Source organism: Streptomyces niveiscabiei (assembly GCF_033794345.1).
GTDB classification, from domain to species: Bacteria; Actinomycetota; Actinomycetes; order Streptomycetales; family Streptomycetaceae; genus Streptomyces; species Streptomyces niveiscabiei.
Genome location: NZ_JARAYJ010000020.1, coordinates 1 through 20920, shown reverse-complemented (window position 1 = coordinate 20920; position 20920 = coordinate 1). Strand labels below are relative to the sequence as shown.

Annotated in this window: 20 protein-coding genes; 8 read left to right on the top strand and 12 right to left on the bottom strand. The window is 71.4% G+C overall.

The annotated features are described in order from the left end of the window. Positions 1-39: 39 nt before the first annotated feature. The 5 genes from PV682_RS25510 to PV682_RS25490 all read right to left on the bottom strand — a co-directional run bounded on the left by PV682_RS25510 (position 40) and on the right by PV682_RS25490 (position 5614). Complete coding sequence (locus tag PV682_RS25510; RefSeq protein WP_319733736.1) at positions 40-1920, bottom strand: anthranilate synthase family protein; 1881 nt, start codon at positions 1918-1920, stop codon at positions 40-42. Then, positions 1917-2540, bottom strand: a complete 624-nt coding sequence (locus tag PV682_RS25505; protein WP_319733734.1) for an isochorismatase family protein — start codon at positions 2538-2540, stop codon at positions 1917-1919. Before PV682_RS25505 ends, PV682_RS25510 begins: the two co-directional genes overlap by 4 nt. Positions 2541-2583: 43 nt before the next feature. Further along, positions 2584-3354, bottom strand: a complete 771-nt coding sequence (locus PV682_RS25500; RefSeq protein WP_319733944.1) for a 2,3-dihydro-2,3-dihydroxybenzoate dehydrogenase — start codon at positions 3352-3354, stop codon at positions 2584-2586. A gap of 17 nt (positions 3355-3371) precedes the next feature. Continuing rightward, on the bottom strand, positions 3372-4526 hold the full coding sequence (locus PV682_RS25495; protein ID WP_319733732.1) for a 3-deoxy-7-phosphoheptulonate synthase: 1155 nt from the start codon (positions 4524-4526) through the stop codon (positions 3372-3374). A 422-nt stretch (positions 4527-4948) separates the two neighbouring features. After that, positions 4949-5614 (bottom strand): AfsR/SARP family transcriptional regulator, encoded by a 666-nt coding sequence (locus tag PV682_RS25490; protein WP_319733730.1) that lies wholly within the window; start codon positions 5612-5614, stop codon positions 4949-4951. 238 nt (positions 5615-5852) lie between these two features. Here PV682_RS25490 and PV682_RS25485 point away from each other — a divergent pair, with 238 nt between their 5' ends. Further along, positions 5853-6488 carry a TetR/AcrR family transcriptional regulator gene (locus tag PV682_RS25485; RefSeq protein ID WP_319733728.1) on the top strand — a complete coding sequence of 212 codons (636 nt, stop codon included), beginning with the start codon at positions 5853-5855 and terminating at the stop codon, positions 6486-6488. Positions 6489-6570: 82 nt separating this feature from the next. On the opposite strand, the gene PV682_RS25480 is transcribed toward PV682_RS25485, so the two are convergent. Further along, positions 6571-7203 (bottom strand): ScbR family autoregulator-binding transcription factor, encoded by a 633-nt coding sequence (locus PV682_RS25480; RefSeq protein ID WP_319733726.1) that lies wholly within the window; start codon positions 7201-7203, stop codon positions 6571-6573. Positions 7204-7297: 94 nt separating this feature from the next. Next, a complete protein-coding gene (locus PV682_RS25475) occupies positions 7298-9430 on the bottom strand; it encodes a DEAD/DEAH box helicase (protein ID WP_319733724.1) in 2133 nt (710 codons plus the stop codon). Between the two features lie 62 nt (positions 9431-9492). Between PV682_RS25475 and PV682_RS25470 the strand changes: the two genes are divergently transcribed. Next, positions 9493-10074, top strand: coding sequence for a Uma2 family endonuclease (locus tag PV682_RS25470; RefSeq protein WP_319733722.1), 582 nt, complete (start codon positions 9493-9495; stop codon positions 10072-10074). 58 nt (positions 10075-10132) lie between these two features. On the opposite strand, the gene ychF is transcribed toward PV682_RS25470, so the two are convergent. Continuing rightward, on the bottom strand, positions 10133-11221 hold the full coding sequence (ychF, locus tag PV682_RS25465; protein WP_319733720.1) for a redox-regulated ATPase YchF: 1089 nt from the start codon (positions 11219-11221) through the stop codon (positions 10133-10135). Between the two features lie 217 nt (positions 11222-11438). On the opposite strand from ychF, the gene PV682_RS25460 reads away from it, so the two are divergent. Beyond that, positions 11439-12326: a DUF6542 domain-containing protein gene (locus PV682_RS25460; RefSeq protein ID WP_319733718.1), complete on the top strand. Its 888-nt coding sequence runs from the start codon at positions 11439-11441 to the stop codon at positions 12324-12326. A gap of 4 nt (positions 12327-12330) precedes the next feature. Here the strand turns inward: PV682_RS25460 and ppgK are convergent, their stop codons facing one another. Beyond that, the gene (gene ppgK, locus PV682_RS25455) at positions 12331-13071 is read right to left on the bottom strand and encodes a polyphosphate--glucose phosphotransferase (RefSeq protein ID WP_109361323.1); all 741 of its coding nucleotides are present in this window, start codon (positions 13069-13071) and stop codon (positions 12331-12333) included. A gap of 57 nt (positions 13072-13128) precedes the next feature. Further along, complete coding sequence (locus PV682_RS25450) at positions 13129-14145, bottom strand: 4-hydroxy-3-methylbut-2-enyl diphosphate reductase (protein ID WP_055719304.1); 1017 nt, start codon at positions 14143-14145, stop codon at positions 13129-13131. Between the two features lie 83 nt (positions 14146-14228). Between PV682_RS25450 and PV682_RS25445 the strand changes: the two genes are divergently transcribed. The 4 genes from PV682_RS25445 to PV682_RS25430 all read left to right on the top strand — a co-directional run bounded on the left by PV682_RS25445 (position 14229) and on the right by PV682_RS25430 (position 18058). Beyond that, positions 14229-15590 carry an APC family permease gene (locus PV682_RS25445; protein WP_319733714.1) on the top strand — a complete coding sequence of 454 codons (1362 nt, stop codon included), beginning with the start codon at positions 14229-14231 and terminating at the stop codon, positions 15588-15590. A 315-nt stretch (positions 15591-15905) separates the two neighbouring features. Further along, positions 15906-17135, top strand: coding sequence for an exodeoxyribonuclease VII large subunit (gene xseA, locus PV682_RS25440; RefSeq protein ID WP_319733712.1), 1230 nt, complete (start codon positions 15906-15908; stop codon positions 17133-17135). Further along, the gene (locus PV682_RS25435; protein ID WP_319733711.1) at positions 17132-17353 is read left to right on the top strand and encodes an exodeoxyribonuclease VII small subunit; all 222 of its coding nucleotides are present in this window, start codon (positions 17132-17134) and stop codon (positions 17351-17353) included. Before xseA ends, PV682_RS25435 begins: the two co-directional genes overlap by 4 nt. A gap of 114 nt (positions 17354-17467) precedes the next feature. Then, positions 17468-18058 (top strand): malonic semialdehyde reductase, encoded by a 591-nt coding sequence (locus PV682_RS25430; RefSeq protein ID WP_319733710.1) that lies wholly within the window; start codon positions 17468-17470, stop codon positions 18056-18058. Positions 18059-18113: 55 nt separating this feature from the next. Here PV682_RS25430 and PV682_RS25425 read toward each other — a convergent pair whose 3' ends face one another. Continuing rightward, positions 18114-18641, bottom strand: a complete 528-nt coding sequence (locus PV682_RS25425) for a DUF4245 domain-containing protein (protein WP_319733708.1) — start codon at positions 18639-18641, stop codon at positions 18114-18116. A gap of 131 nt (positions 18642-18772) precedes the next feature. Between PV682_RS25425 and glpX the strand changes: the two genes are divergently transcribed. Beyond that, entirely contained in the window at positions 18773-19807 is a 1035-nt protein-coding gene (gene glpX / locus PV682_RS25420) for a class II fructose-bisphosphatase (RefSeq protein ID WP_319733706.1), read from the top strand. 5 nt (positions 19808-19812) lie between these two features. Here glpX and PV682_RS25415 read toward each other — a convergent pair. Beyond that, the coding region (locus PV682_RS25415) for a methyltransferase domain-containing protein (protein ID WP_319733704.1) at positions 19813-20920 on the bottom strand (1108 nt) is incomplete at its 5' end.

The window sequence follows — 20920 nt, the reverse complement described above, 5'->3', positions numbered from 1 at the left end:
CGGCGGGGTCGGGGCAACTGGTCTGCTCGGCCCCGTGGTTCACGACGCGAGCGCCGGGAGTCCCGCCACCAGCGCGTCGAGCAGCCCGGCCGTGATCCGGGGCCCGTCCACCGTCAGCAGGGACTCCGCGTGGAACTGCATGGACGCGAACCGCCCCGACCGCAGGGCGTGCACCTCGCCGGTCGCGGGATCGCGGCTGACCTCGACCTCCGTGCCGTCGGGGAGCGTCAGCCGGTCCCGGTCCGCCCGTGCCGAGAACGTGTTGTAGAAGCCGACGCGTTCGGCCGCCCCGAACAGGTCGATCTCCTTCTGCACCCCCTGGTTGGGCACGTCGCGCCGGACCACGTCAAGCCCCAGCCGCCGGGCGAGGACCTGGTGGCTCAGGCACACCGCGAGGAACGGTCTGCGCTCGCGCAGCAGGCAGCTGACCGCCGCGTCGAGGTGGGCGATCTTCACGTGCCCGGTGTCCTGCGGGTCGCCGGGTCCGGGCCCCATGACGACGAGGTCGAACTCGTCGAAGGCGTACGGCTCGTCGAACCGGCGGACCGTCACCTCCAGTTCCAGCGCCTTGAGCTGCTTCTCGATCATCGACGTGAACGTGTCCTCCGCATCGACGACGAGGACCCGCTGACCGGCGAGGCGGGGCCGGGAGCCGACCTGTGCGGCACCGTCGGCCAGCCAGAAGTCGGCGACGGACAGGTTCCGTCGCTCCAGCGCCGCCCGCACCTCGGGGTGCGAGGTGAACCGCGCGGGACCGCCCGCCTCCAGCGCCGCGACCAGCCCGGCCGCCTTGGCCCGGGTCTCGGCGACCTCGGCGAGGGGGTCGGAGTGCCGGACGAGCGTCGCCCCGACGCCGATGTCCACCCGGCCGCGCGCGTCGATGTCGGCCGTGCGGATGAGGATCGCGGAGTCCAGGGTGCGCACCCCCCTCTCGTCGCGCCCGATCAGCGCGGCGACCCCGCTGTAGTACCCGCGCCCGCGCGGCTCGTGCCGGGCGATCACCCGGCACGCGCTCTCCAGCGGGCTGCCCGTGACGGTCGGCGCGAAGAGCGTCTCGCGCAGGATCTCGCGCGGGTCCCGGTCGCAGCGCCCCTCGATGAAGTACTCGGTGTGCGCGAGCCGCGCCATCTCCTTGAGGTACGGCCCGACGACCCGCCCGCCGTCGGCGCAGATCCGGGCCATCATCTTGAGTTCCTCGTCGACGACCATGTACAGCTCGTCGGCCTCCTTGCGGTCGGCGAGGAAGTCGAGGACGCCGGGCAGGGTCGGCCCGGACTCGGGGTAGCGGTACGTCCCGCTGATCGGGTTCATGACGGCGGTCCCGTCGTGCAGGCTGACGTGCCGCTCGGGCGTCGCCCCGACGAACGTCCGCTCCCCGGTGTGCACGACGAACGTCCAGTACGCGCCGGTCTCCCGCTCGACGAGCCGCCGGAAGAACGTCAGCGCGGAGTGGACGCCGTACCCGGTGATGTCGGCCGTGAACGACCGCTTGATCACGAAGTTGGCGCCCTCGCCGGTGCCGATCTCGTCCGCGACGACGCGCCGCACGATCTCGGCGTACTCCTCGTCCCCGACGTCGAAATGACCCCCCGTCAGCTCGATCCCGGCGTCCGGGATCCGCGCGAGGGCCTCGGTGAGCGGCAGGGTCTCCTGCTCGGTGACGGTCATCGCGATCAGCGGCGCCCCGTCGTCGTGGCTCTCGAACCCCCGCTCGGCGACCTGCCGGTAGGGCACGAGGACGAGGACCTCGGCGCCGGGCCCGCGGTCGTCGGAGAGGGGTATCTCCCCCAGCGTGGACGGGAGTTGGACCTCCCCCAGCAGCACGTCCAGGGACCTCGGTCCCGCGGTCTCCGGCCGGAACAGCACGGCGAACGGTCCCGCGGTTCCCTCAAGCACCCTCTGAAGAGCGTCACTTGTCATCCCAGGACCTCCTTCGTCGGCAGGACGACCGCACAGCAGCGGGCCGCGTACTCCAGAGCCATCCGGTGGTCGCCCTCCCCGAAGTCCGCGACGGCGTCGGCGACGAGGAAGGTCTCGATGTCGTGCGTGTACGCCTCGACGCAGGTCGCCAGCACGCCGACGTGCGCGTAGATCCCGCACACGACCAGCTGATCCCGCCCGGCGTCCCGCATCCGCCGGAGCAGATCGGTGTTGAAGAACGCGCTGTACCGCCACTTGGTGAGCAGCCAGTCCCCGTCCCGGGGCGCGACGGGCTCGACGACTTCCCGGTCGGCGGGGTCGACGCGCATACCGGGCCCCCAGAAGTCCTTGAGCAGACCGCGCTGTTGGGGAGTCATGCCGCCGGGCTGGGCGGTGTAGGCGACGGGTACGCCGCCGGCCCTGGCCCAGGAGGTCAACTCGGCGGCGTTGGAGATGAGTTCGGTGCGCAGGGCGTCGGGGAGGGGCCGCAGGAAGTACCGCTGGAGGTCGTGGAGGAGGAGAACGGCTCGCGCGGGGTCGACGGTCCACGAGGGGATGCGGGGCGGGAGCGAGTCGGCGGTGGGCATGGGGTAGGGGTCGATGGACGGCAGACCGGGCATGGAATTCCTCTCGAAATAACCTGGGAACAGGGCGTGTCGGGCTTCACGCCCCCAACGTCGCCCCTCCGTCGACCGTCAGGTCGTGCAGCGTGATGTGCGACGCCTCGTCCGACAGCAGGAAGCACACCGCCGCCGCCACGTCCTCCGGCCGCGCGATCTTCCCCAGCGGAATCCCCAGCTTGAACGCGGACGGCGACCCGTCGATGGTCTTCTGCCGCCCGCTCTCGTCGGCCCACATGGAACTCAGCATCGGTGTGTCGGTGGACCCCGGCGCCACGACGTTGCACCGGATCCCGTACCGGGCCACCTCCACGCCGAGCGACTTGGTGAACTGCGCGGCGGCGGCCTTGGACGCGGCGTACGCGGCCATCTCGCCGCGCGGCGTGCGCGCGGCGTTGGACGCGACGGTGACGATCGACCCGCTGCGCCGGGGAATCATCCGGTCGACGACGGCCCGGGTCATGTGGAACACCCCGGTCGCGTTGACGGCGAAGGTGTCGGCCCAGTCCTGCGTACGGAACCCCCGGACCGCGCCGAGCCGCAGGATCCCCGCCGCGTTGACGAGGAAGTCGATGCCGCCGAGCCGCTGTTCGGCCTCGTCGACGACGCGGCGTACCGCGTCCTCGTCGGTGATGTCGGCGGGCAGGGGCGCGATGTCGAGCCCGCCGGTGGAGAGTTTGGTGGTGACTTCGAGCAGTTCCCGCACGTCCCGGTCGACGGCGGCGACGCGCGCCCCGGCGGACGCGAGCGCCTGCACGATCGCCGTGCCGATACCGCCCGCCGCACCCGTCACGAGCGCGGTCCTGTTGGCCATGCTGTCCATGGAGTTCCTCACTTCGCAGGGTGCCAGGCGGAGGCGACCGCCACCGCTTGGCCGGGGTTGAGCCGGGGGTCGCAGTGGGAGGTGTAACGCCCGGTCGCGCAGCCGGAGTCGGTGACGCACTCGACGACGTCGTCGGGGGTGGTCTCCAGGTGGAGTCCGCCGGCGACGCCCCCGGCGGAGCGCACGGCCTCCTGGAAGGCGGTGATCTCGCGCTCGACGGTCTCGGTGTGCCGGGTCTTGACGCCGTCGGGGGTGGTGACGGTGTTGCCGTGCATGGGGTCGCTGAGCCAGCTGACGGGGTGCCCGGCGGAGCGTACGGCGGCGACCAGCGCGGGCAGGACGTCGGCGACGGTTCCGGCGCCCATGCGGGCGATCAGCGTGAGCCGTCCGGGTTCGCGCTCGGGGTCCAGCTTCTCGCAGAGCGCGAGGAGTTCGGGAACGCTCATCGTGGGTCCGACCTTGCAGCCGACGGGGTTGACGACCTCGGCGAGGAGGGCGACGTGCGCGCCGTCGACCTGGCGGGTGCGTTCGCCGATCCACGGCATGTGGGTGGAGGCGAGCAGCAGCCGGCCTTCGCGGTCGCGGCGCAGCATGGGGATCTCGTAGTCGAGGAGGAGCGCCTCGTGGCTGGTCCACACGGGCGGTTCGACGCCGGCGCGGCGCCCGAGGTGCTCCATGATCTCGGCGGCGGCCATGTACCCGGTGAGCAGCCGCAGCGGATCGGGCCGCCTGCCGTCCTTCTCGAACTCCGGCGCATTGACCATGTGCCCCCGGAACACGGGGAGTTCGACGCCGTCCACGGTCTCGGTGTCGTTGGAGCGGGGCTTGGCGAACTGTCCGGCGATGCGCCCGATGCGGACGACGGGACGGTGCGCGATCATCTTGACGGCGCCCGCGAGGAGGTCGAGAACGGCGGTCTTGCGGGCGACGTGGGCGACCGTGCACTCGTCGGGGTCCTCGGCGCAGTCGCCGGCCTGGACGACCAGGGCGTTCCCGGCGGCGACCTCGGCGAGAGCGGCGCGCAGGGCCCGTACGTCCGCTCCCGTGACCAGTGCGGGGCGCCGGACCAGCTCGTCGCGTACGCGCTCCAGTTGCTCCAGGTCGTCCCATGCCGGCTGTTGCCGCGCGGGTTTCAGCCGGATGTCGAGCAGGGTGTTGTCCACTGGGGTCTCCGTAGAGCTGAGGGGTCACGGCCTGCGGTGCGGGGCGAGCCGTGGCGCGCTCGGAGGAAACCGGCGGCGCGGGGCGCGGCGCGGGATGCGGGTGACGGCTCGCCAGGATTCTTGGGCCGTCGCGGAGGCCCGGCCAACGGGCCTGTGAGCAGTACGTCAGGTGCGGCGGAGTCCATCAGGTCGAGGACTTGACATTGTTCCCGCGCATTTGTTGCCGGGGGGTGGGGCGTCCGTAGAGTGAGGCGCGGCCGAAGGCGCGGCGGGGTGGACGAGGGACGGAATCCCCGTGGCGTGAAAACGGCTTTCCGGGCGGCGGCCCGGCCGAATTCCGTGGCGGCCCACCGCTGCCCGGCCTATTCGTGTGCCGTTTTAATCTGTCCGGATATTCCGGTCGTTCTCCGTCACGTCCCTCGTCACGCCCCCGCGGTGGTCGGGGCCGGGTGTTCGCGGCGGAGCTGCCAGTACGCGGTGAGGGCGGTCTGGGAGGTGTTGCCCGGGTGGAGCTTCTCCAGGAGGCGCTCGTAGAGCGGCTCGCGCAGCCTCAACCGGGCCATGACGGCGACGAGTTCGGTGATGAGCTGGCGGTCGCGGCCCGCGCGCAGCTCGGCCTCGATCCACTGGTCGACGGCGCGCCGGCGGGAGCGCTCCAGGTCGTCGATCCGGAGCTGGAGCCGTGGGCCCGCCTCGACGCCGCTGAACGCCTCGCCGGACCACAGGGCGAGGGCCTGGCGCAGTCTGCGGGCCGCGCTCTCCGCGTCGCCCGCCTCCATCGCGCGGTACCCGGCGCCCGCGTACCGGTCGAAGTCCCAGGTGTCGAGGGTGCCCGCGCCGGTCTCCAGCCGGTATCCGCCCGGGAGTTCGGAGAGCAGGTCCTCGCCGCGCCGGCCGCCGCGCAGGGCTTCAGCGAACCGCTCGCGCAGCTCCCGCACGGCCGTCTGGACGACCAGCCTGCCGGTGCCGGGCGGCTCTTGGGGGGCGACTTCCTCGGCGAGGACTGCGGTGGGCACGAGTTGGCCGGGGTAGGCGGCGAGGAGTGCCAGCGTCTGCCGGGTCAGCCGGGCGGCCGGGAGGACGGGCATGCCGTCCACTTTGACCGAGAACGTTCCGAGTACCTTGATGTCCACGCTGCCCCCAAGCGATTCGCCACCAGCCTCGGCCGGATTCTGGATCTCGACCGCACGAAAGAATAATGGCTTTTTTGTTTTCGGGACAACTCCCCGAACCTGACACGCCGTCGGAACGGCTGCCTAAAGTGGTGAGGATTTTGTTTCACTGGCTGTTCGTCCTGTTGACGGCGCAGGTTCAGGGAGGAACGGCATGAGGCAGCAGCGGGCCGTTCGGACGCGGCGGACCCTGGTGGACGCGGCGGCCGAGGTCTTCGACCGGGACGGCTACGAGGGCGCCTCCCTCACCCGGGTCGCACAGGCGGCGGACACCTCGCTCGGCGCGCTCACCTTCCACTTCGCGTCCAAGGAGGACCTGGCGAGGACGGTCGGCGAGCAGGGGGTCGGCCGGACGCGGGCCGCCCTCATGGACCTGCCCGCGCACCCGGCGTCGTCCATGAGCTGGCTCGCGTCCTTCACCCTCGCGCTCACCGGGCTCCTCGACCACGACCCCACCGTACGGGCCGCCGCCCGCCTCACCCGCGAGCTCCTGTGGACGCCGCCCAACTGGTACTCCGCCTGGCAGCCGGCCCTGCGCGACCGCCTCGCCTCGGTCTGCCCCGCCGAACTCCCGCCCGGCGCCGACCCGTCGACCCTCACGGCGCTCGCCGCGCACCTGGTCGCCGGCTCGGAGACCTGCGCACGGCAGCGCGCGTACCATCCCGAGGCCGGGGAGCAGGGGTGCGGGGGCTCCACGGAGGACGTGTCGCGGATACTGCGACTGGTGCTGGACAGCGGGCCGTTGGTGGAGGGGGCGCATCCGACGGGGGTGTCCGTCCGGAAGGGCTGACACCGGGAGACCGGCACCGGGAGGGACGACAGCGGGAGCGACGGCACCCGGAGGGGATGCCGGCGGAGGGGACGGCAGCGGGTCACCCCGCCTCGCCCGCGCGCCCCGCGCCGTACTCGATCAGGGCCGCCGTCGCCGGTGCCGCGACCCCCGGCAGCAGGCAGCGCCAGATCGCCTCCACCCGGTCCGGCAGGTCCTGGTACTCGGTCTCGATGCGGGAGTGGATCTGGGCGCCGGTGCAGGCGTTGACGAGGACGCGGGCCAGTTCCTCCACGTCGACGCCGGGGCGCAGTTCGCGGCGGGCGCGGGCCGTGCGCAGGTGCTCGACGAGGACGTCCGCCCACTGGCGGTGCGAGTTCTGCTCGGGGACGACGAAGTTCTCCTGGTCCATCACGAGCCGCGCGCCGGCCTGGAGCAGCGGGTCGGACAGCATCCGGCAGGCCCACATCAGCGTGAGGTCGACGGCGTGCTGCAAGCCCTCGGACGGATGCGGCGCGACCATGAACAAGGGCTGCGACACGACGATCTCGCGCGCGAGGTGCTCCTTGTTCCGGAAGTGGAAGTAGACGGCACCCAGGGTCAGCCCCGCCCGCTCGGCTATCCCCTTCACGGTCGCCCGCTCGAACCCCACCTGCCCGAACATCTCCGCAGCGGCCCGCAGCAACGCCGTACGCGTCACCTCGGCCCGCCGCTGCTTCAACGTCCGTGTCGTCATCACGCCCTCCACGGGCTCCCCCGGAGAAACACATTCACCCGAAATGATCGTATCCCCGAACCCCTGGCCCCAACATCGGCCCGTGCAGGACGAGTTACCCGCCCGTCAGCCCCAGCCTGAGCTGTTCCTCCTCGACGACGCGGCGCGCGAGGTCGGTGTCCGAGACGTCCACCGCGTCGGGGGTGGCCTCGGCCACGGCGCTGCGCCGGGCGTACGTGTCGAACAACCGGGCCTTGCGCGCGAGGAGTTGGAGCAGGCGCTCGTCGACCCCGCCGGTGGCGAGGAGCCGGTGCACCCGGACCGGCCTGACCTGGCCCATGCGGTGCGCCCTGGCCACCGCCTGGTGTTCGAGGGCCGGGGTGGTCTGGGGTTCGCACAGGACGACGACGGACGCGGCCTGCACGTTGAGCCCGACACCGGCCGCCTGGATCTGCGCGAGCAGCACGGCCGGTCCGGCGGCGCCGCCGAAGTCGTCCACGACCAGCTGGCGCCGTACGGCGGGAGTGGCGCCGTCGAGGGGGCCGTACACGGGGACGTCGGCGGCGAGCGCGGCCCCGGCCACCGCGAGGACGTCCCGGAAGTGCGAGAACACCACCGTCTTCTGCCCGGTCTGCGCGGCCTCGCGGACGATCTCCCGCAGCCGGTTCAGCTTGGCCGACCGTTCGGGGCGCGCGTACGCCGCCCGGCGCATCGCCATGAAGTTCCCGGCCCGCACCGCGTCCCGGTACGCCTCCTCGTCCGACGCGCTCAGCTCCTCCCACTCGTCCGTGTGCTGGAGGAGCGGGAGTTCGGTCAGGACGTCCCTCTGGTTGCGGCGCAGGTAGACGGGGGCGGCGATCCGGCGGAACGCGTGCGCGTCCCGGTCCCGCAGGGCCTCGGCGACCTCGCCGTCGAGCATCCCCACCAGGCTGCGGAACTCCGCGATCCGGTTCTCCATCGGCGTACCCGTCAGGAACAGGGCGCGCTCGCACCGCTCCGTCCAGCGGGCCACCGCCCGGGAGCGCTTGGCCTCCGGGTTCTTCACGGCGTGCGCCTCGTCGACGACGAGCAGACCGACCTCGTCCGGGCCGGGTACGGGGAATCCGCGCAGCGCCTCGAACGTGGTGACCCCGACGCCGCCGCGCCCCCGCCAGTCCGCGAACACGTCGTGCCGTGCGGGGCCGTGCAGCACCCTGACGGGCAGGGCGCTGCGGGCCTCGACCTCGCGCGTCCAGTTGACGAGGACGCTCGCCGGGCACACGACCAGGAAGCGGCGGTGCCCCTCGGCGGCCAGGTGGGCCAGGACCGCGATCGCCTGGATCGTCTTGCCGAGGCCCATCTCGTCACCGAGGATCACCTTGCGCCGGGCGAGGGCGAAACGCGCGCCGAACTCCTGGTAGCCGCGCAGGGAGACACGGCGGTGGGTGTCGTCGAGGCGCTGCACGCGGACCCGCTCGGCGATCTCCTCCGGCAGGAACCCCTCGGCGGCGGCCTCGTCGGGTTCCCGCCGGGAGATCTCCGCGAGGAGCCCGTAGTACTCGGCGGACCGCAGCTCGAAGTCCACCCACGCGGCGGCCTCCGACGGCGGCCTCCTCAGCAGGTCCACGGAACTCTGCGCGAACAGCTCCGCCAGCGACGCGGCCTCCTCGGTGAGCGCCCGGATCCCGGCGACCGCCTCCCGCGCCCGCTCCCTCCTCTCCCGCCCGGCCACGACCATCCCGAACCGCCGCACGACAGGCCCGGCATCCGCCAGCAACGGCTCCAGCCGCTCCAACAACACCCCGGCCCGATCAACGGCCCGCCGCGCCTCGGACCCCGCCGCGACCAGCACGTACAACGCCCCCACCAACTCGGTCGTCCGTGGCTCCGGCCGCTCCACATCGATCCGTACGGCGACGCTCTCCCGCACCGCCGCCTCCACCGTCCGCGCCGCCGCCACCAGCTGCTCCGCGGTCCGCCGCCCCACCCCCGGAACCTGCACCAGCCGATACACCCCCGCCTCCAGCACACCCCCCACGGTCCGCACCCCGCTCCCCTCGATCCCCGCCACCCGCAACCGCCCCTCGGTCACCTCCTGAAGCCGCCCCACCCCGATCCCGTCGACCTCCCTCCTCACCAGAGCATCCTCAATCGGCCCCAACACACCCCGCACCTCCTCAACAGCCCGCGCATGATCCCCGACCACCCTCCGAGCCGCGTCCCCCAACTCCACCCCACGCGCGACAACGCCCCGCTCTTCCCGCCCCACACCAGCCCCCCCTTGTCGATGATCTCGTGGCCCGCGCCCCGCCACGTCGCTACGGTTGGACCATGACCGCACTGCCCGACTGGATGCGCCCGCCGCGCTTGGAAGGCTGGTTCGCGGAGGATCTGGACCGCCTCCCCGAGGCACCTCGCCACACCGAGCTGATCGACGGAGTACTGGTTTTCATGATGTCGCCCCAGAGGTGGTGGCACGGCCACCTCATCACCATGCTCACTGTCGCGCTCATGGAACAGGTGCCTGCCAGCGCCAGAGTCGGCCGCGAAATGACCATCAAGCTCGACCCGCGCAACCGCCCCGAGCCGGACCTGCTGGTGACGACGGCCGATTTCGACGGCGACCGCACATGGTTCGCACCGGAAGACGTCCAGCTCGTCATCGAGGTCGTCTCCCCTGAGTCCGCCCATCGTGATCGCACAGTAAAACTCCGCAAATACGCAGAAGCCGGCATCCCTCACTACTGGTGCATCGAGGAAGAGGACGGCGCCCCGGTCGTCCACGTCTACGAACTCGACGAACCGACCGGCGCCTACGCCCCCGCCGGCATCTTCCGCACCACCCTGAAACGCCCCGTCCCCTTCGACATCACCCTGGACCTCGACAAGCTCACCCCGCCGCGGACCAGCTGAGAAAAGGGGCCGGGCTCGGGAGAGCTCGGCCCCTTGTGGTGCGCGGCGGATCAGCGGGTCAGACGTTGAAGCGGAACTCCACCACATCCCCGTCCTGCATGACGTACTCCTTGCCCTCCATCCGCGCCTTCCCCTTCGCGCGGGCCTCGGCGACGGAGCCCGTCTCCACCAGGTCGGCGAAGGAGATGACCTCCGCCTTGATGAAGCCCTTCTGGAAGTCGGTGTGGATGACGCCTGCGGCCTCGGGGGCGGTGGCGCCCTTCTTGATGGTCCAGGCGCGGGATTCCTTGGGGCCGGCGGTGAGGTAGGTCTGGAGGCCGAGGGTGGTGAAGCCGACCCGGGCGAGGGTGGCGAGGCCGGGTTCCTCCGCGCCCACCGACTCCAGGAGCTCCAGCGCGTCGGCCTCGTCCAGCTCCGCCAGGTCCGCTTCGAGCTTCGCGTTGAGGAAGATCGCCTCGGCGGGGGCGACGAGGGCGCGCTGTTCGTCCTTGAACGCGTCGTCGGTGAGCTCGTCCTCGTCGACGTTGAAGACGTACAGGAAGGGCTTGGTCGTGAGGAGGTGCAGGTCGTGGAGGAGCTCGGCGCGCTCCGTGCCCTGGACGATGCCCTCGGAGAACAGCGTGTCGCCGCGCTCCAGGATCTCCTTCGCCGCCTCGACGGCCGCGACCTTCGGCGCGATGTCCTTCTTGATCCGGGACTCCTTCTGGAGGCGCGGGAGGACCTTCTCGATGGTCTGGAGGTCGGCGAGGATCAGCTCGGTGTTGATGGTCTCGATGTCGTCCTTGGGCGAGACCTTGCCGTCGACGTGGACGACGTTCTCGTCCTTGAACGCCCGGATGACCTGGCAGATCGCGTCGGACTCCCGGATGTTCGCGAGGAACTTGTTGCCCAGCCCCTCGCCCTCGGACGCGCCGCGCACGATGCCCGCGATGTCGACGAAGTCGACGGTCGCCGGGAGGATCTTCTGGGAGCCGAAGATCTCCGCGAGCTTGTCGAGGCGGGGGTCCGGCACGCCCACGACACCGACGTTCGGCTCGATCGTGGCGAACGGGTAGTTGGCCGCCAGCACGTCGTTCTTGGTCAGGGCGTTGAACAGGGTCGACTTGCCGACATTCGGCAGACCGACGATTCCGATCGTGAGCGACACGTTGCGACTTCCCGTGAGTGGAGGGCCAGGAGCCGGGGCGGTGGGGACCCGGCCGGTCCGTACGAAGAACCCCGCCGCGGCCCGGAAACCCGGCCGATCCCCCAGTCTAAGCGGTACGCGTCCCCGCCCCGCCGTCCGTCTCGAACGCGTGCGCAAGCCCGCTCCGACGGCGTGTCCCGCACCGGATTCTCCACATAAACAGACCTAACGTGGACGAGTGCACCGACCCACGGCGGCTCCCCGGCAGGGGGAGGGCCGCGCGGACGACAGCCCGGTGCGAGACCGCGTGGAGGCGCCCCGCATGGCAGGCAACGGCAGGTCCCGCCCGAACGGCCCCGGCACGGACGAGTTCACCGAGGCAACCGCCGACGCACTGAACCTCCTCGCCCCCAGGGGAGACGTCCCCCGCCCCGCGAAGAGGGACCGCCCACCGGGCGGAAGGGACGCCGCCGCGAAGGGCACCACGGGGGCCGTACGCGCCAACGGAAAAAGCGGCTCGACACCGGTACGCGCCAACGGGAGCGGCAGCTCGACACCGGTACGCGGCACAGGCAACGGCGCTTCCCCTCCCGTACGCCCCAGCCGCGGCAGCACCCCCGCAGGCAGCCAACGGACCGGCGACGCCGCCCCCGTACCCACCGCTCCCCCACCCCGCCGCAGCCGCCCCCCGCACGCCGCCCCCCGTCGGACCGCTGCGCCGCGCCCCCCGCGCTACCCCACCCCCCGCCTCACCGGCCTCGGCAGCGGCCTCTTCAGCGCCACCCTCATGACCGCTCTCGGCCTCCTCGTCAACCTGCTGGTCGGCGACTCCACGACCGTGTACGCGGTGCTCTACCTGCCGGTGTGCCTGCTGACGGCCCTGTGGACCCGCCGCGGCGACCTGGTCTCCGCGCCGGTCGTGCTGCCGATCGCCTTCGCCGTCGGGATCGTCTTCGTCGCGGACGGCGGGGACGGCGTGGGCGCCACCCTGATGGGCCTGGTGACGGCGCTGGCGACGCAGGCGGGCTGGCTGTACGGGGGGACGCTGGCGGCGCTGGCGGTGGTCGCCGTACGCCGGTTCCGGCCCCGCCCGGCGGACCGGCACCCGGCGCCCCCCGGACGCTGACCCGCTACCCGGCCGCGCGCATCGCCGCTCCCACGATGCCCGCGTTGTTCTGGAGCTCCGCCGGCACGATCTCCGCCTTGATCCCCTGGACGTACGGCAGGAACTTCTGCGCTTTACGGCTCACCCCGCCGCCGATGATGAACAGCTCGGGCGAGAAGAGCATCTCCACGTGCGCCAGGTACTTGGTCACCCGGTGGGCCCAGTGCTCCCACGTCAGCTCGCCGTCCTCCCTGGCCTTGCTGGAGGCGCGGGTCTCCGCGTCGTGACCGTGCAGTTCGAGGTGGCCCAGCTCCGTGTTGGGCACGAGCGCGCCGTCGACGAAGAGGGCGCTGCCGATGCCGGTGCCGAAGGTGAGGAGGATGACCGTCCCCTTGCGGCCCTGCCCGGCGCCGAAGTTGATCTCGGCGACGCCCGCCGCGTCCGCGTCGTTGACGACCGTCACCGGCAGCCCGCCGAGCCGCTCGGTGAACAGCGCCCGCGCGTCGAGGTCTATCCAGCTCTTGTCGACGTTCGCCGCCGTACGCACCGTGGATCCGCCGGTCACCACGCCCGGGAAGGTGAGCCCCACGGGCCCCGTCCAGCCGAAGTGGTCGACGACCTCCTTGACGCCGTCGGCCACCGCTTCCGGCGTCGCCGGGTGCGGGGTGAGCACTTTGCAGCGCTCCTCCGCGAGGTCGCCCCTGTCCAGGTCCACAGGGGCGCCCTTGATCCCGGAACCACCGATGTCCACACCGAAGATCTGCATGGCTCCACGTTACGACGCCCCACTGACAGTCACCCGTCCGAGGCCGTCAAGACGCCTTCAGGCCGCTTCCGGCCCGCTCCCGCCGCGCTCCGCGACCAGCGCCGCCGCCTCGTCCCGCAGATCCCGGCGCAGCTCCTTCGGCAGCGAGAACGTGATCGACTCCTCGGCGGCCTTGACCAGTTCGACGTCGCCGTACCCGCGCGCGGAGAGCCACTCCAGGACCTCTTCGACGAGGACCTCGGGCACGGACGCGCCGGAGGTGACCCCGACCGTCGTCACGCCGTCCAGCCACGCCTCGTCGATCTCGCTCGCGAAGTCCACGAGGTACGCCTCGCGCGCGCCCGCGAGCTTGGCGACCTCGACGAGCCGTACGGAGTTGGACGAGTTGCGGGAGCCGACGACGATCACCAGCTCCGCCTCCGCGCCCATCTGCTTGACCGCGAGCTGGCGGTTCTGCGTGGCGTAGCAGATGTCGTCGCTCGGCGGCGAGACGAGCTGCGGGAACTTCTCCTTGAGGGCGTCGACGGTCTCCATCGTCTCGTCGACGGACAGCGTCGTCTGCGACAGCCAGACGATCTTCGACTCGTCGCGGACGGTGATCTTCTCGACGTCCTTCGGGCCGTCCACGAGCTGGATGTGGTCCGGTGCCTCGCCGGAGGTGCCGATGACCTCCTCGTGGCCCTCGTGGCCGATCAGCAGGATGTCGTAGTCCTCGTTGGCGAACCGGACGGCCTCTTTGTGGACCTTCGTGACGAGCGGGCAGGTCGCGTCGATCGTGGCCAGGCGCCCGCGCGCGGCCTCCTCGTGGACGACGGGGGCGACACCGTGCGCCGAGAACATCACGATGTTCCCCGCCGGCACCTCCTCCGTGCGCTCGACGAAGACCGCGCCCTTCTTCTCCAGGGTCTGGACGACGTACTTGTTGTGGACGATCTCGTGCCGGACGTAGATCGGGGCCCCGTACTGCTCCAGGGCCTTCTCGACGGCGATCACGGCGCGGTCCACACCCGCGCAGTAGCCCCGGGGGGCGGCGAGCAGGACACGGCGGCGCGGCGAAGCGGTCATGCGTCCCATCGTAAGGGTGCGTCCGAGGGGTCGGAGATCCACTCGTCGGGGAGACTGTCGGCACGCTACGCGCGCGGGAGCGGAGGTTCTTGATGACGGCCACCCCCAAGGACGTCGATACGGCGTCGTTGCGACGCACTCTCGGCTTCCGTGACCTCGTCGTCTACGGGCTGCTGTTCATCGCGCCCATGGCGCCGGTGGGTGTGTACGGCACGCTCGACGCGAAGTCGCACGGCGCCGTCGCCCTCGTGTACGCCGTCGCCACCGTCGCCATGGCGTTCACCGCGTTCAGTTACGCCCAGATGGTGCGCGTCGCCCCGCAGGCCGGGTCCGTCTACGCGTACGCGCGCGTGGGGCTCGGTCGTGGGCCCGGGTTCGTCGCCGGGTGGATGGCTGCCCTGGACTACGTCCTCATCCCCGCCGTCGCCTACCTCTTCTCCGGCATCGCCCTGAACTCCCTGGTCCCCGAGGTGTCCCGGTGGGTGTGGACCGCCCTCGCCGTGGTCGTCACGACCCTGCTGAACCTCTGGGGCGTACGCGCCGCCGCGCGCGTGGGGTTCCTCGTCCTCGCGATGGAGATCGTCGTCCTGCTGGTGTTCGTCGTGTCGGCGGTCGTCGTCCTCGCGTGGGACGGCGCCGAGCGGGGGTGGCTGTCGCCGTTCACCGGGGACGGTACGCAGGGTGACTTCGCCCTCTCCGCCGTCCTCGGGGCGGTCTCCGTCGCCGTCCTGTCCTACCTCGGCTTCGACGCGGTCGCCTCTTTCGCGGAGGAGGTCACCGGCGGCTCCGCGCGCGTCGCCCGCGCGCTGCTGTTCTGCCTCGCCCTCGCGGGCGTCCTGTTCATCGCCCAGACGTACCTGGTCGCCCTCCTGGAGCCCCTCTCCTCCGCCCAGCTGTCCTCGGCCCCCTCCCGGCAGGGTTCGGCCTTCTACGACGCCGTCGAGGCGTCCGTCGGGACCTGGCTGCACGACCTCGTCGCCGTCAGCAAGGCGATCGGCGCGGCGTTCGCGGCGTTGGCCGGGCAGGCCGCCGCCGGGCGCCTCCTCTTCGCCATGTCCCGCGACGGCCGGCTCCCCCGCGTCCTGTCCCGTACCACCTCGGGCGTCCCCCGCCCCGCGCTCCTCACCTCGGCGCTGATCACCCTCGTCGCCGCGGTCTGGGCCGCCCGCCGCGACGACGGCATGGACCACCTGGTCTCCGTCGTCGACATCGGCGCGCTGACCGCCTTCACGCTGCTCCACGCGAGCGTGATCGGCTGGTTCGCGGTACGCCGCGCGGGCGGGCCGGTGGTCTGGTGGCGCCACGTCGCGGTTCCCCTGCTGGGCGCGGCGATCACGATCACGGTGATCGTGGAAGCGTCGGGGACGGCGTTGGTGGTGGGGGCGGTGTGGTTGGCGGTGGGGTTGGGGGTGCTGCTGGTTCAGCGGGGCGCGCGAGCTGAGCCTGACGGGTGAGTGGGTGTGTGGACCCGCCGTTGAGGGTGAGGTGTGTGGGTGAGTGCAGGCCCATCGTGGCTGGTCGCGCAGTTCCCCGCGCCCCTGAGGTGGGTGGGGGTGACCGTGCCTCATCAAGTGCAGGCGGCAGGCGAGGGTGCGTCGCTGTGGCCCCTTGGCAACCGGGGCAAGCACGCCGCCCCAGGGGCGCGGGGCTGTATCCAACACACGTGAGTCCGACGACCCCAGGGGCGCGGGGAACTGCGCGAACAGCCACGACGAGCCCGCAGACGAACAGCCCGCCCGTTGTCAGTCCCGGCCGATACTCTCGGGCACATGGCTGTCAACACGTCCGCGGAAGCTCCCCTGCCCGTCGGGGAGGTGTCGCGGCTCATCGGGAGTTGGATCGATCGGCTGGGGGCGGTGTGGGTCGAGGGGCAGATCACGCAGCTGTCGAGGAGGCCCGGCGCGGGGGTTGTCTTTCTGACCCTCAGGGACGCCTCGCATGACATCTCCGTCGGGGTGACCTGTTTTCGGCAGGTTTTCGATGCCGTCGCCGATGTGGTGGGCGAGGGCGCGAGGGTCGTCGTGCTGGCCAAACCGGAGTGGTACGCGCCCCGGGGTCAGCTGTCGCTGCGGGCCGCCGAGATCAGGCCCGTGGGGGTGGGCGAACTGCTCGTGCGGCTGGAGCAGTTGAAGATGGCGCTGGCGAGTGAGGGCCTGTTCGCGGCGGAGCGCAAGAAGCGGCTGCCGTTCCTGCCGCAGTTGATCGGGCTGGTGTGCGGGAGGGCGTCGGCGGCGGAGCGGGACGTGCTGGAGAACGCCCGGCACAGATGGCCCGCCGTCCGGTTCGAGGTGCGCAACGTCGCCGTACAGGGCGTGCACGCGGTCACCCAGGTCGTGCAGGCGGTGAAGGAGCTGGACGCGCTGGACGAGGTGGACGTCATCGTCGTGGCCAGGGGCGGCGGCAGCGTGGAGGACCTGCTGCCGTTCTCGGACGAGCAGCTCGTACGGACGGTCGCGGCGTGCCGTACGCCGGTCGTCTCGGCGATCGGCCACGAACCGGACAACCCCCTGCTGGACCACGTCGCGGACCTGCGCGCCTCGACCCCGACGGACGCGGCGAAGAAGGTCGTTCCGGACGTCGGGGAGGAGCTGGAGCGCGTGCGGATGCTGCGCGGCAGGGCCCGGCGCTGTGTGGAGGGGTTCGTGGACCGGGAGGAGCGGGGGCTGGCGCACGCGCTCGCGAGGCCGGCGATACAGGATCCGCACCGGATGGTGGCCGAGCGGGAGGATCACGTGGCGTCGCTGCTGGAGCGCTCGCGCAGGACGCTGGGCCACGTCCTGGACCGCGCGGAGTCGGAACTGTCGCACACGCACGCGCGCGTGGTGGCCCTCTCCCCCGCGGCGACGCTGAAGCGCGGGTACGCGGTCCTGCAACGGCCGGACGGCCATGTGGTCCGCGCCCCGGACGAGGTGGCGGCGGACGAGACGTTGCGCGCGCGGGTCGCCGAGGGCGAGTTCGCGGTACGGGTGGCACAGGAGCAGCGGGGAGCACAGGAATGACGGACACCCAGCAGGAGACCCTCGGCTACGAGCAGGCGAGGGACGAGCTGATCGACGTGGTGCGCAGGCTGGAGGCGGGCGGTACGAGCCTGGAGGAGTCCCTCGCGCTGTGGGAGCGCGGCGAGGAGCTCGCGAAGGTGTGCCGCCGCTGGCTGGAGGGCGCGCGGGCGCGGCTGGACGCGGCGCTGGCGGAGGAGGACGAGGGGGAGGCGGAGTGAGTGGTGGGGTCCAGGACAAATGTTGGTTGAACATTGAACTTCTGTGGCGTACCGTCGTACACGTCAACCGGTACGGCGTCCCGTACCCGGACGCGCACCTAAGGAAAGCCACGCATGTCTCTCGTTCTCGACCCCACCGCCCAGGACCTGCTGTTCCGTGAGGCCCACACCGCGAACGCCTTCACGGACGAGGCGGTGACCGACGAGCAGGTCCAGGCGATCTACGACCTGGTCAAGTTCGGACCCACGGCGTTCAACCAGACGCCGCTGCGCATCACCCTGGTCCGCTCGCCGGAGGCCCGCGAGCGCCTGGTGCGGCACATGGCCGAGGGCAACCAGGCCAAGACGCAGGCGGCGCCGCTGGTCGCGATCCTCTCCGCGGACAACGAGTTCCACGAGGAGCTGCCGACCCTGTTCCCCGCGTTCCCGCAGGCCAAGGACGTCTTCTTCGCCGAGCGCCCGGTCCGTGAGGGCTCCGCGAAGGTGAACGCCGCCCTCCAGGCCGCGTACTTCATCATCGGCGTGCGCGCGGCGGGCCTCGCGGCCGGCCCGATGACCGGCGTCGACCTCGAGGGCGTCCGCAAGGAGTTCCTGGACGACGACCACACCCCGCTGATGGTGGTCAACATCGGTCACGCCGCCGAGGGCGCCTCGTACCCGCGCTCGCCGCGCCTGGCGTACGAGGATGTCGTCACGACGGTCTGATCAGCGCCGTACGGCAGACGGAACCCCCCGGGATCAGCCGGGGGGTTTCTCCGTGTCAGGCCGTCTTGAGGGCCCGCGCCATCTCCGCGAGGCGGTCGAAGGAGGCCGTGCCGGCGACGACCGTGGTGGAGCCGTCGGCGCCGTTCAGGACGAGCGCGTCGTACCGGCCGCCGGTCCAGCGGGTCCACTTCGCGCCGCCGATCTCGTCGGTGACGTCGGTCGCGGTGGAGCCCTGGCTCGCGTCGTCCACGAACTGGTCGCGCTTGGCGGACGCGGACTGCTCGACCTGGACGTACTGCCCGTCGGGCGCGCGGAAGCCGAGGTGCCAGGCGTCGGAGTCGGCGCCGTTGAACCGTACGGACGTCGCCTTCCAGGTGTCCGGCAGTCCGACGGGCGCGGAGACCGGGTACGACGCCGCGCGGCGGGCCGTCGCCAGTTCCACCGTGTAGTCGACCCGCTTGAGGTCGGGCTCCCCGTCGTCGTGCGGGATGAAGAGGTAGATGACGAGTGCCGCCGCCACGATGAGCCCCAGGGAGAGGATCATGTCCCGGGCCGACTTCTGCTTGCCGTTCGAACCTGCCACGCCTCCTATCGTCGCAGGTGCCCCCCGCGCTCATCCGTGGGGTCCCCTGCTCATTTTTTCGTACTGGAGTTAGAGTCAGGAGTCAGAACCTCGCCCCGGCCGTCGTCGTATCGGTCAGAAAGGTGCGCCCCGTGTCCGAGCACCATCACTTGCCGTCCGAGCTCGATGTCCCCTCCGAGGCCCCCGACCGCAACCTCGCCCTCGAACTCGTCCGGGTGACCGAGGCCGCCGCGATGGCCGCGGGGCGGTGGGTCGGGCGCGGCGACAAGAACGGTGCCGACGGGGCCGCCGTACGCGCGATGCGCACGCTCGTGTCGACCGTCTCGATGAACGGCGTCGTCGTCATCGGGGAGGGCGAGAAGGACGAGGCGCCGATGCTGTTCAACGGCGAGCGGGTCGGCGACGGGACGGGGCCCGAGGTCGACATCGCCGTCGACCCCATCGACGGGACGACCCTCACGGCCAAGGGCATGCCGAACGCGATCGCCGTGCTCGCGGCGACCGAGCGGGGCGCGATGTTCGACCCGTCGGCCGTCTTCTACATGGACAAGCTCGTCACCGGGCCCGAGGCCGCCGAGTTCGTCGACATCAACGCGCCCGTCGAGGTCAACATCCGGCGGGTCGCCAAGGCGAAGCGGGCCACGCCGGAGGACGTCACCGTCGTCATCCTCGACCGCCCCCGGCACGCCGGCATCATCGACGAGGTCCGCAAGGCGGGCGCCCGCATCAAGCTCATCTCCGACGGCGACGTCGCCGGCTCCATCCTCGCCCTGCGCGAAGGCACCGGCATCGACCTCCTCCTCGGCGTCGGCGGCACCCCCGAGGGCATCATCTCCGCCTGCGCCGTCAAGTGCCTCGGCGGCGTCATCCAGGGCAAGCTCTGGCCCAAGGACGAGGAGGAGCGCCGGCGCGCCCTCGACGCCGGCCACGACCTCGACCGCGTCCTGACCACCGAGGACCTCGTCACGGGCGAGAACGTCTTCTTCGTCGCCACGGGCATCACGGACGGCGAGTTGCTGCGCGGCGTCCGCTACCGCTCCGAGACCGCCACCACCGACTCCATCGTCATGCGCTCGAAGTCGGGCACCGTCCGGCGGATCGACTCCGAACACCGGCTGCGGAAGCTGCGGGCCTACAGCGCGGTGGATTTCGACCGGGCGAAGTGATCAATTCACAGGAACTGTCCACGGACCGGATTTCCCGGATCGTCGAGCCAGACGGTCTCCGCTCCGGCGGTGACCGTCAGCCCGAATCGCTCGAATCCGGGTTCCCCTTTCCCTTTCCACCACACGTACGCCGACTCCGCCTCGTCCCACAGGCTGCGCGGACCCGACTGCCATACGGGCGCGGGGTGGCCGTTCTGGAACACCGTGCATGCCCATGAACGGTCGGTGAGGCCATAGAGCCACACGGGGCGTTTCCCATCGCGCTTCTCCGCCACGACGTGAACGCACTCGCGGAGGCTCACGCCGAGCGCGAATTGCAGGGGGTCGAATCGTCCTCCGAGGAAGTCGCCCTCCGAGATCGTGGTGAACGATCTCTTTCGGTCGGGGGCGCCGCTGATGTAGTCGCCATGGACGATCGACGGGAGCCGCTGAGCCCGTGCCTTCATGAACTCCACGGGGCCGGTGAAGACCCCTGAGGCACTTCGCCCGTCCTCGGCGATCACCAGCCGCGCGACGGCGTCGCCGTTGCCGTAGTGGGTGGCCCAAGGGGCGACGACGACCCCGCCGGGTCGGCACTGCTCCACCCACGCGAAGGGGATGGAACGCAGCCCGCATGTGGCGATGATCCGGTCGTACGGACCGCCTTCCGGGTACCCCTTGAGTCCGTCCCCGTGGACGACCCGGACCGGGAGCCCGAACACGTTCAGCGCCGTGCGCACCTCAGTGGAAACCGTGGCATCGACTTCGACCGTGGTGACGTTCCCGGCGCCCAGCCGGTGAGCGAGCAGGGACGCGTTCCATCCAGTCCCGGTGCCGATCTCCAGCACGCGGTTTCCCGGCTGCACGTCGAGGTCCTGGAGCATCCGGAACACGGCGGACGGCATGGACGCCGAAGAGGTCGCCACTGCTCCCGGCTCAGGGCCGGAATGCTTTCCGTCGTCCCACTGCGTGACCAAAGGGACGTCGGATTCCGCGTACCGGTACCAGAGTTCAGGATCGGTCGCCCGCAAGACAGGAACGCTCTGCCCGGTCTCCATGTCGAACGGCCAGATGAGTTCCGGGAGGAACGGCGCGCGGGGCACGGCGGCGAACGAGGGCGCCCAGTCCGAGGAC

Bases quoted from the DNA above. Each gene is read 5' to 3' on its own strand.
- PV682_RS25510 (WP_319733736.1), bottom strand. From the start codon at position 1,920: ATGACAAGTGACGCTCTTCAGAGGGTGCTTGAGGGAACCGCGGGACCG.
- PV682_RS25505 (WP_319733734.1), bottom strand. From the start codon at position 2,540: ATGCCCGGTCTGCCGTCCATCGACCCCTACCCCATGCCCACCGCCGAC.
- PV682_RS25500 (WP_319733944.1), bottom strand. From the start codon at position 3,354: ATGGCCAACAGGACCGCGCTCGTGACGGGTGCGGCGGGCGGTATCGGC.
- PV682_RS25490 (WP_319733730.1), bottom strand. From the start codon at position 5,614: ATGCCCGTCCTCCCGGCCGCCCGGCTGACCCGGCAGACGCTGGCACTC.
- PV682_RS25485 (WP_319733728.1), top strand. From the start codon at position 5,853: ATGAGGCAGCAGCGGGCCGTTCGGACGCGGCGGACCCTGGTGGACGCG.
- PV682_RS25480 (WP_319733726.1), bottom strand. From the start codon at position 7,203: ATGACGACACGGACGTTGAAGCAGCGGCGGGCCGAGGTGACGCGTACG.
- PV682_RS25470 (WP_319733722.1), top strand. From the start codon at position 9,493: ATGACCGCACTGCCCGACTGGATGCGCCCGCCGCGCTTGGAAGGCTGG.
- ppgK (WP_109361323.1), bottom strand. From the start codon at position 13,071: ATGCAGATCTTCGGTGTGGACATCGGTGGTTCCGGGATCAAGGGCGCC.
- PV682_RS25450 (WP_055719304.1), bottom strand. From the start codon at position 14,145: ATGGGACGCATGACCGCTTCGCCGCGCCGCCGTGTCCTGCTCGCCGCC.
- PV682_RS25445 (WP_319733714.1), top strand. From the start codon at position 14,229: ATGACGGCCACCCCCAAGGACGTCGATACGGCGTCGTTGCGACGCACT.
- xseA (WP_319733712.1), top strand. From the start codon at position 15,906: ATGGCTGTCAACACGTCCGCGGAAGCTCCCCTGCCCGTCGGGGAGGTG.
- PV682_RS25435 (WP_319733711.1), top strand. From the start codon at position 17,132: ATGACGGACACCCAGCAGGAGACCCTCGGCTACGAGCAGGCGAGGGAC.
- PV682_RS25430 (WP_319733710.1), top strand. From the start codon at position 17,468: ATGTCTCTCGTTCTCGACCCCACCGCCCAGGACCTGCTGTTCCGTGAG.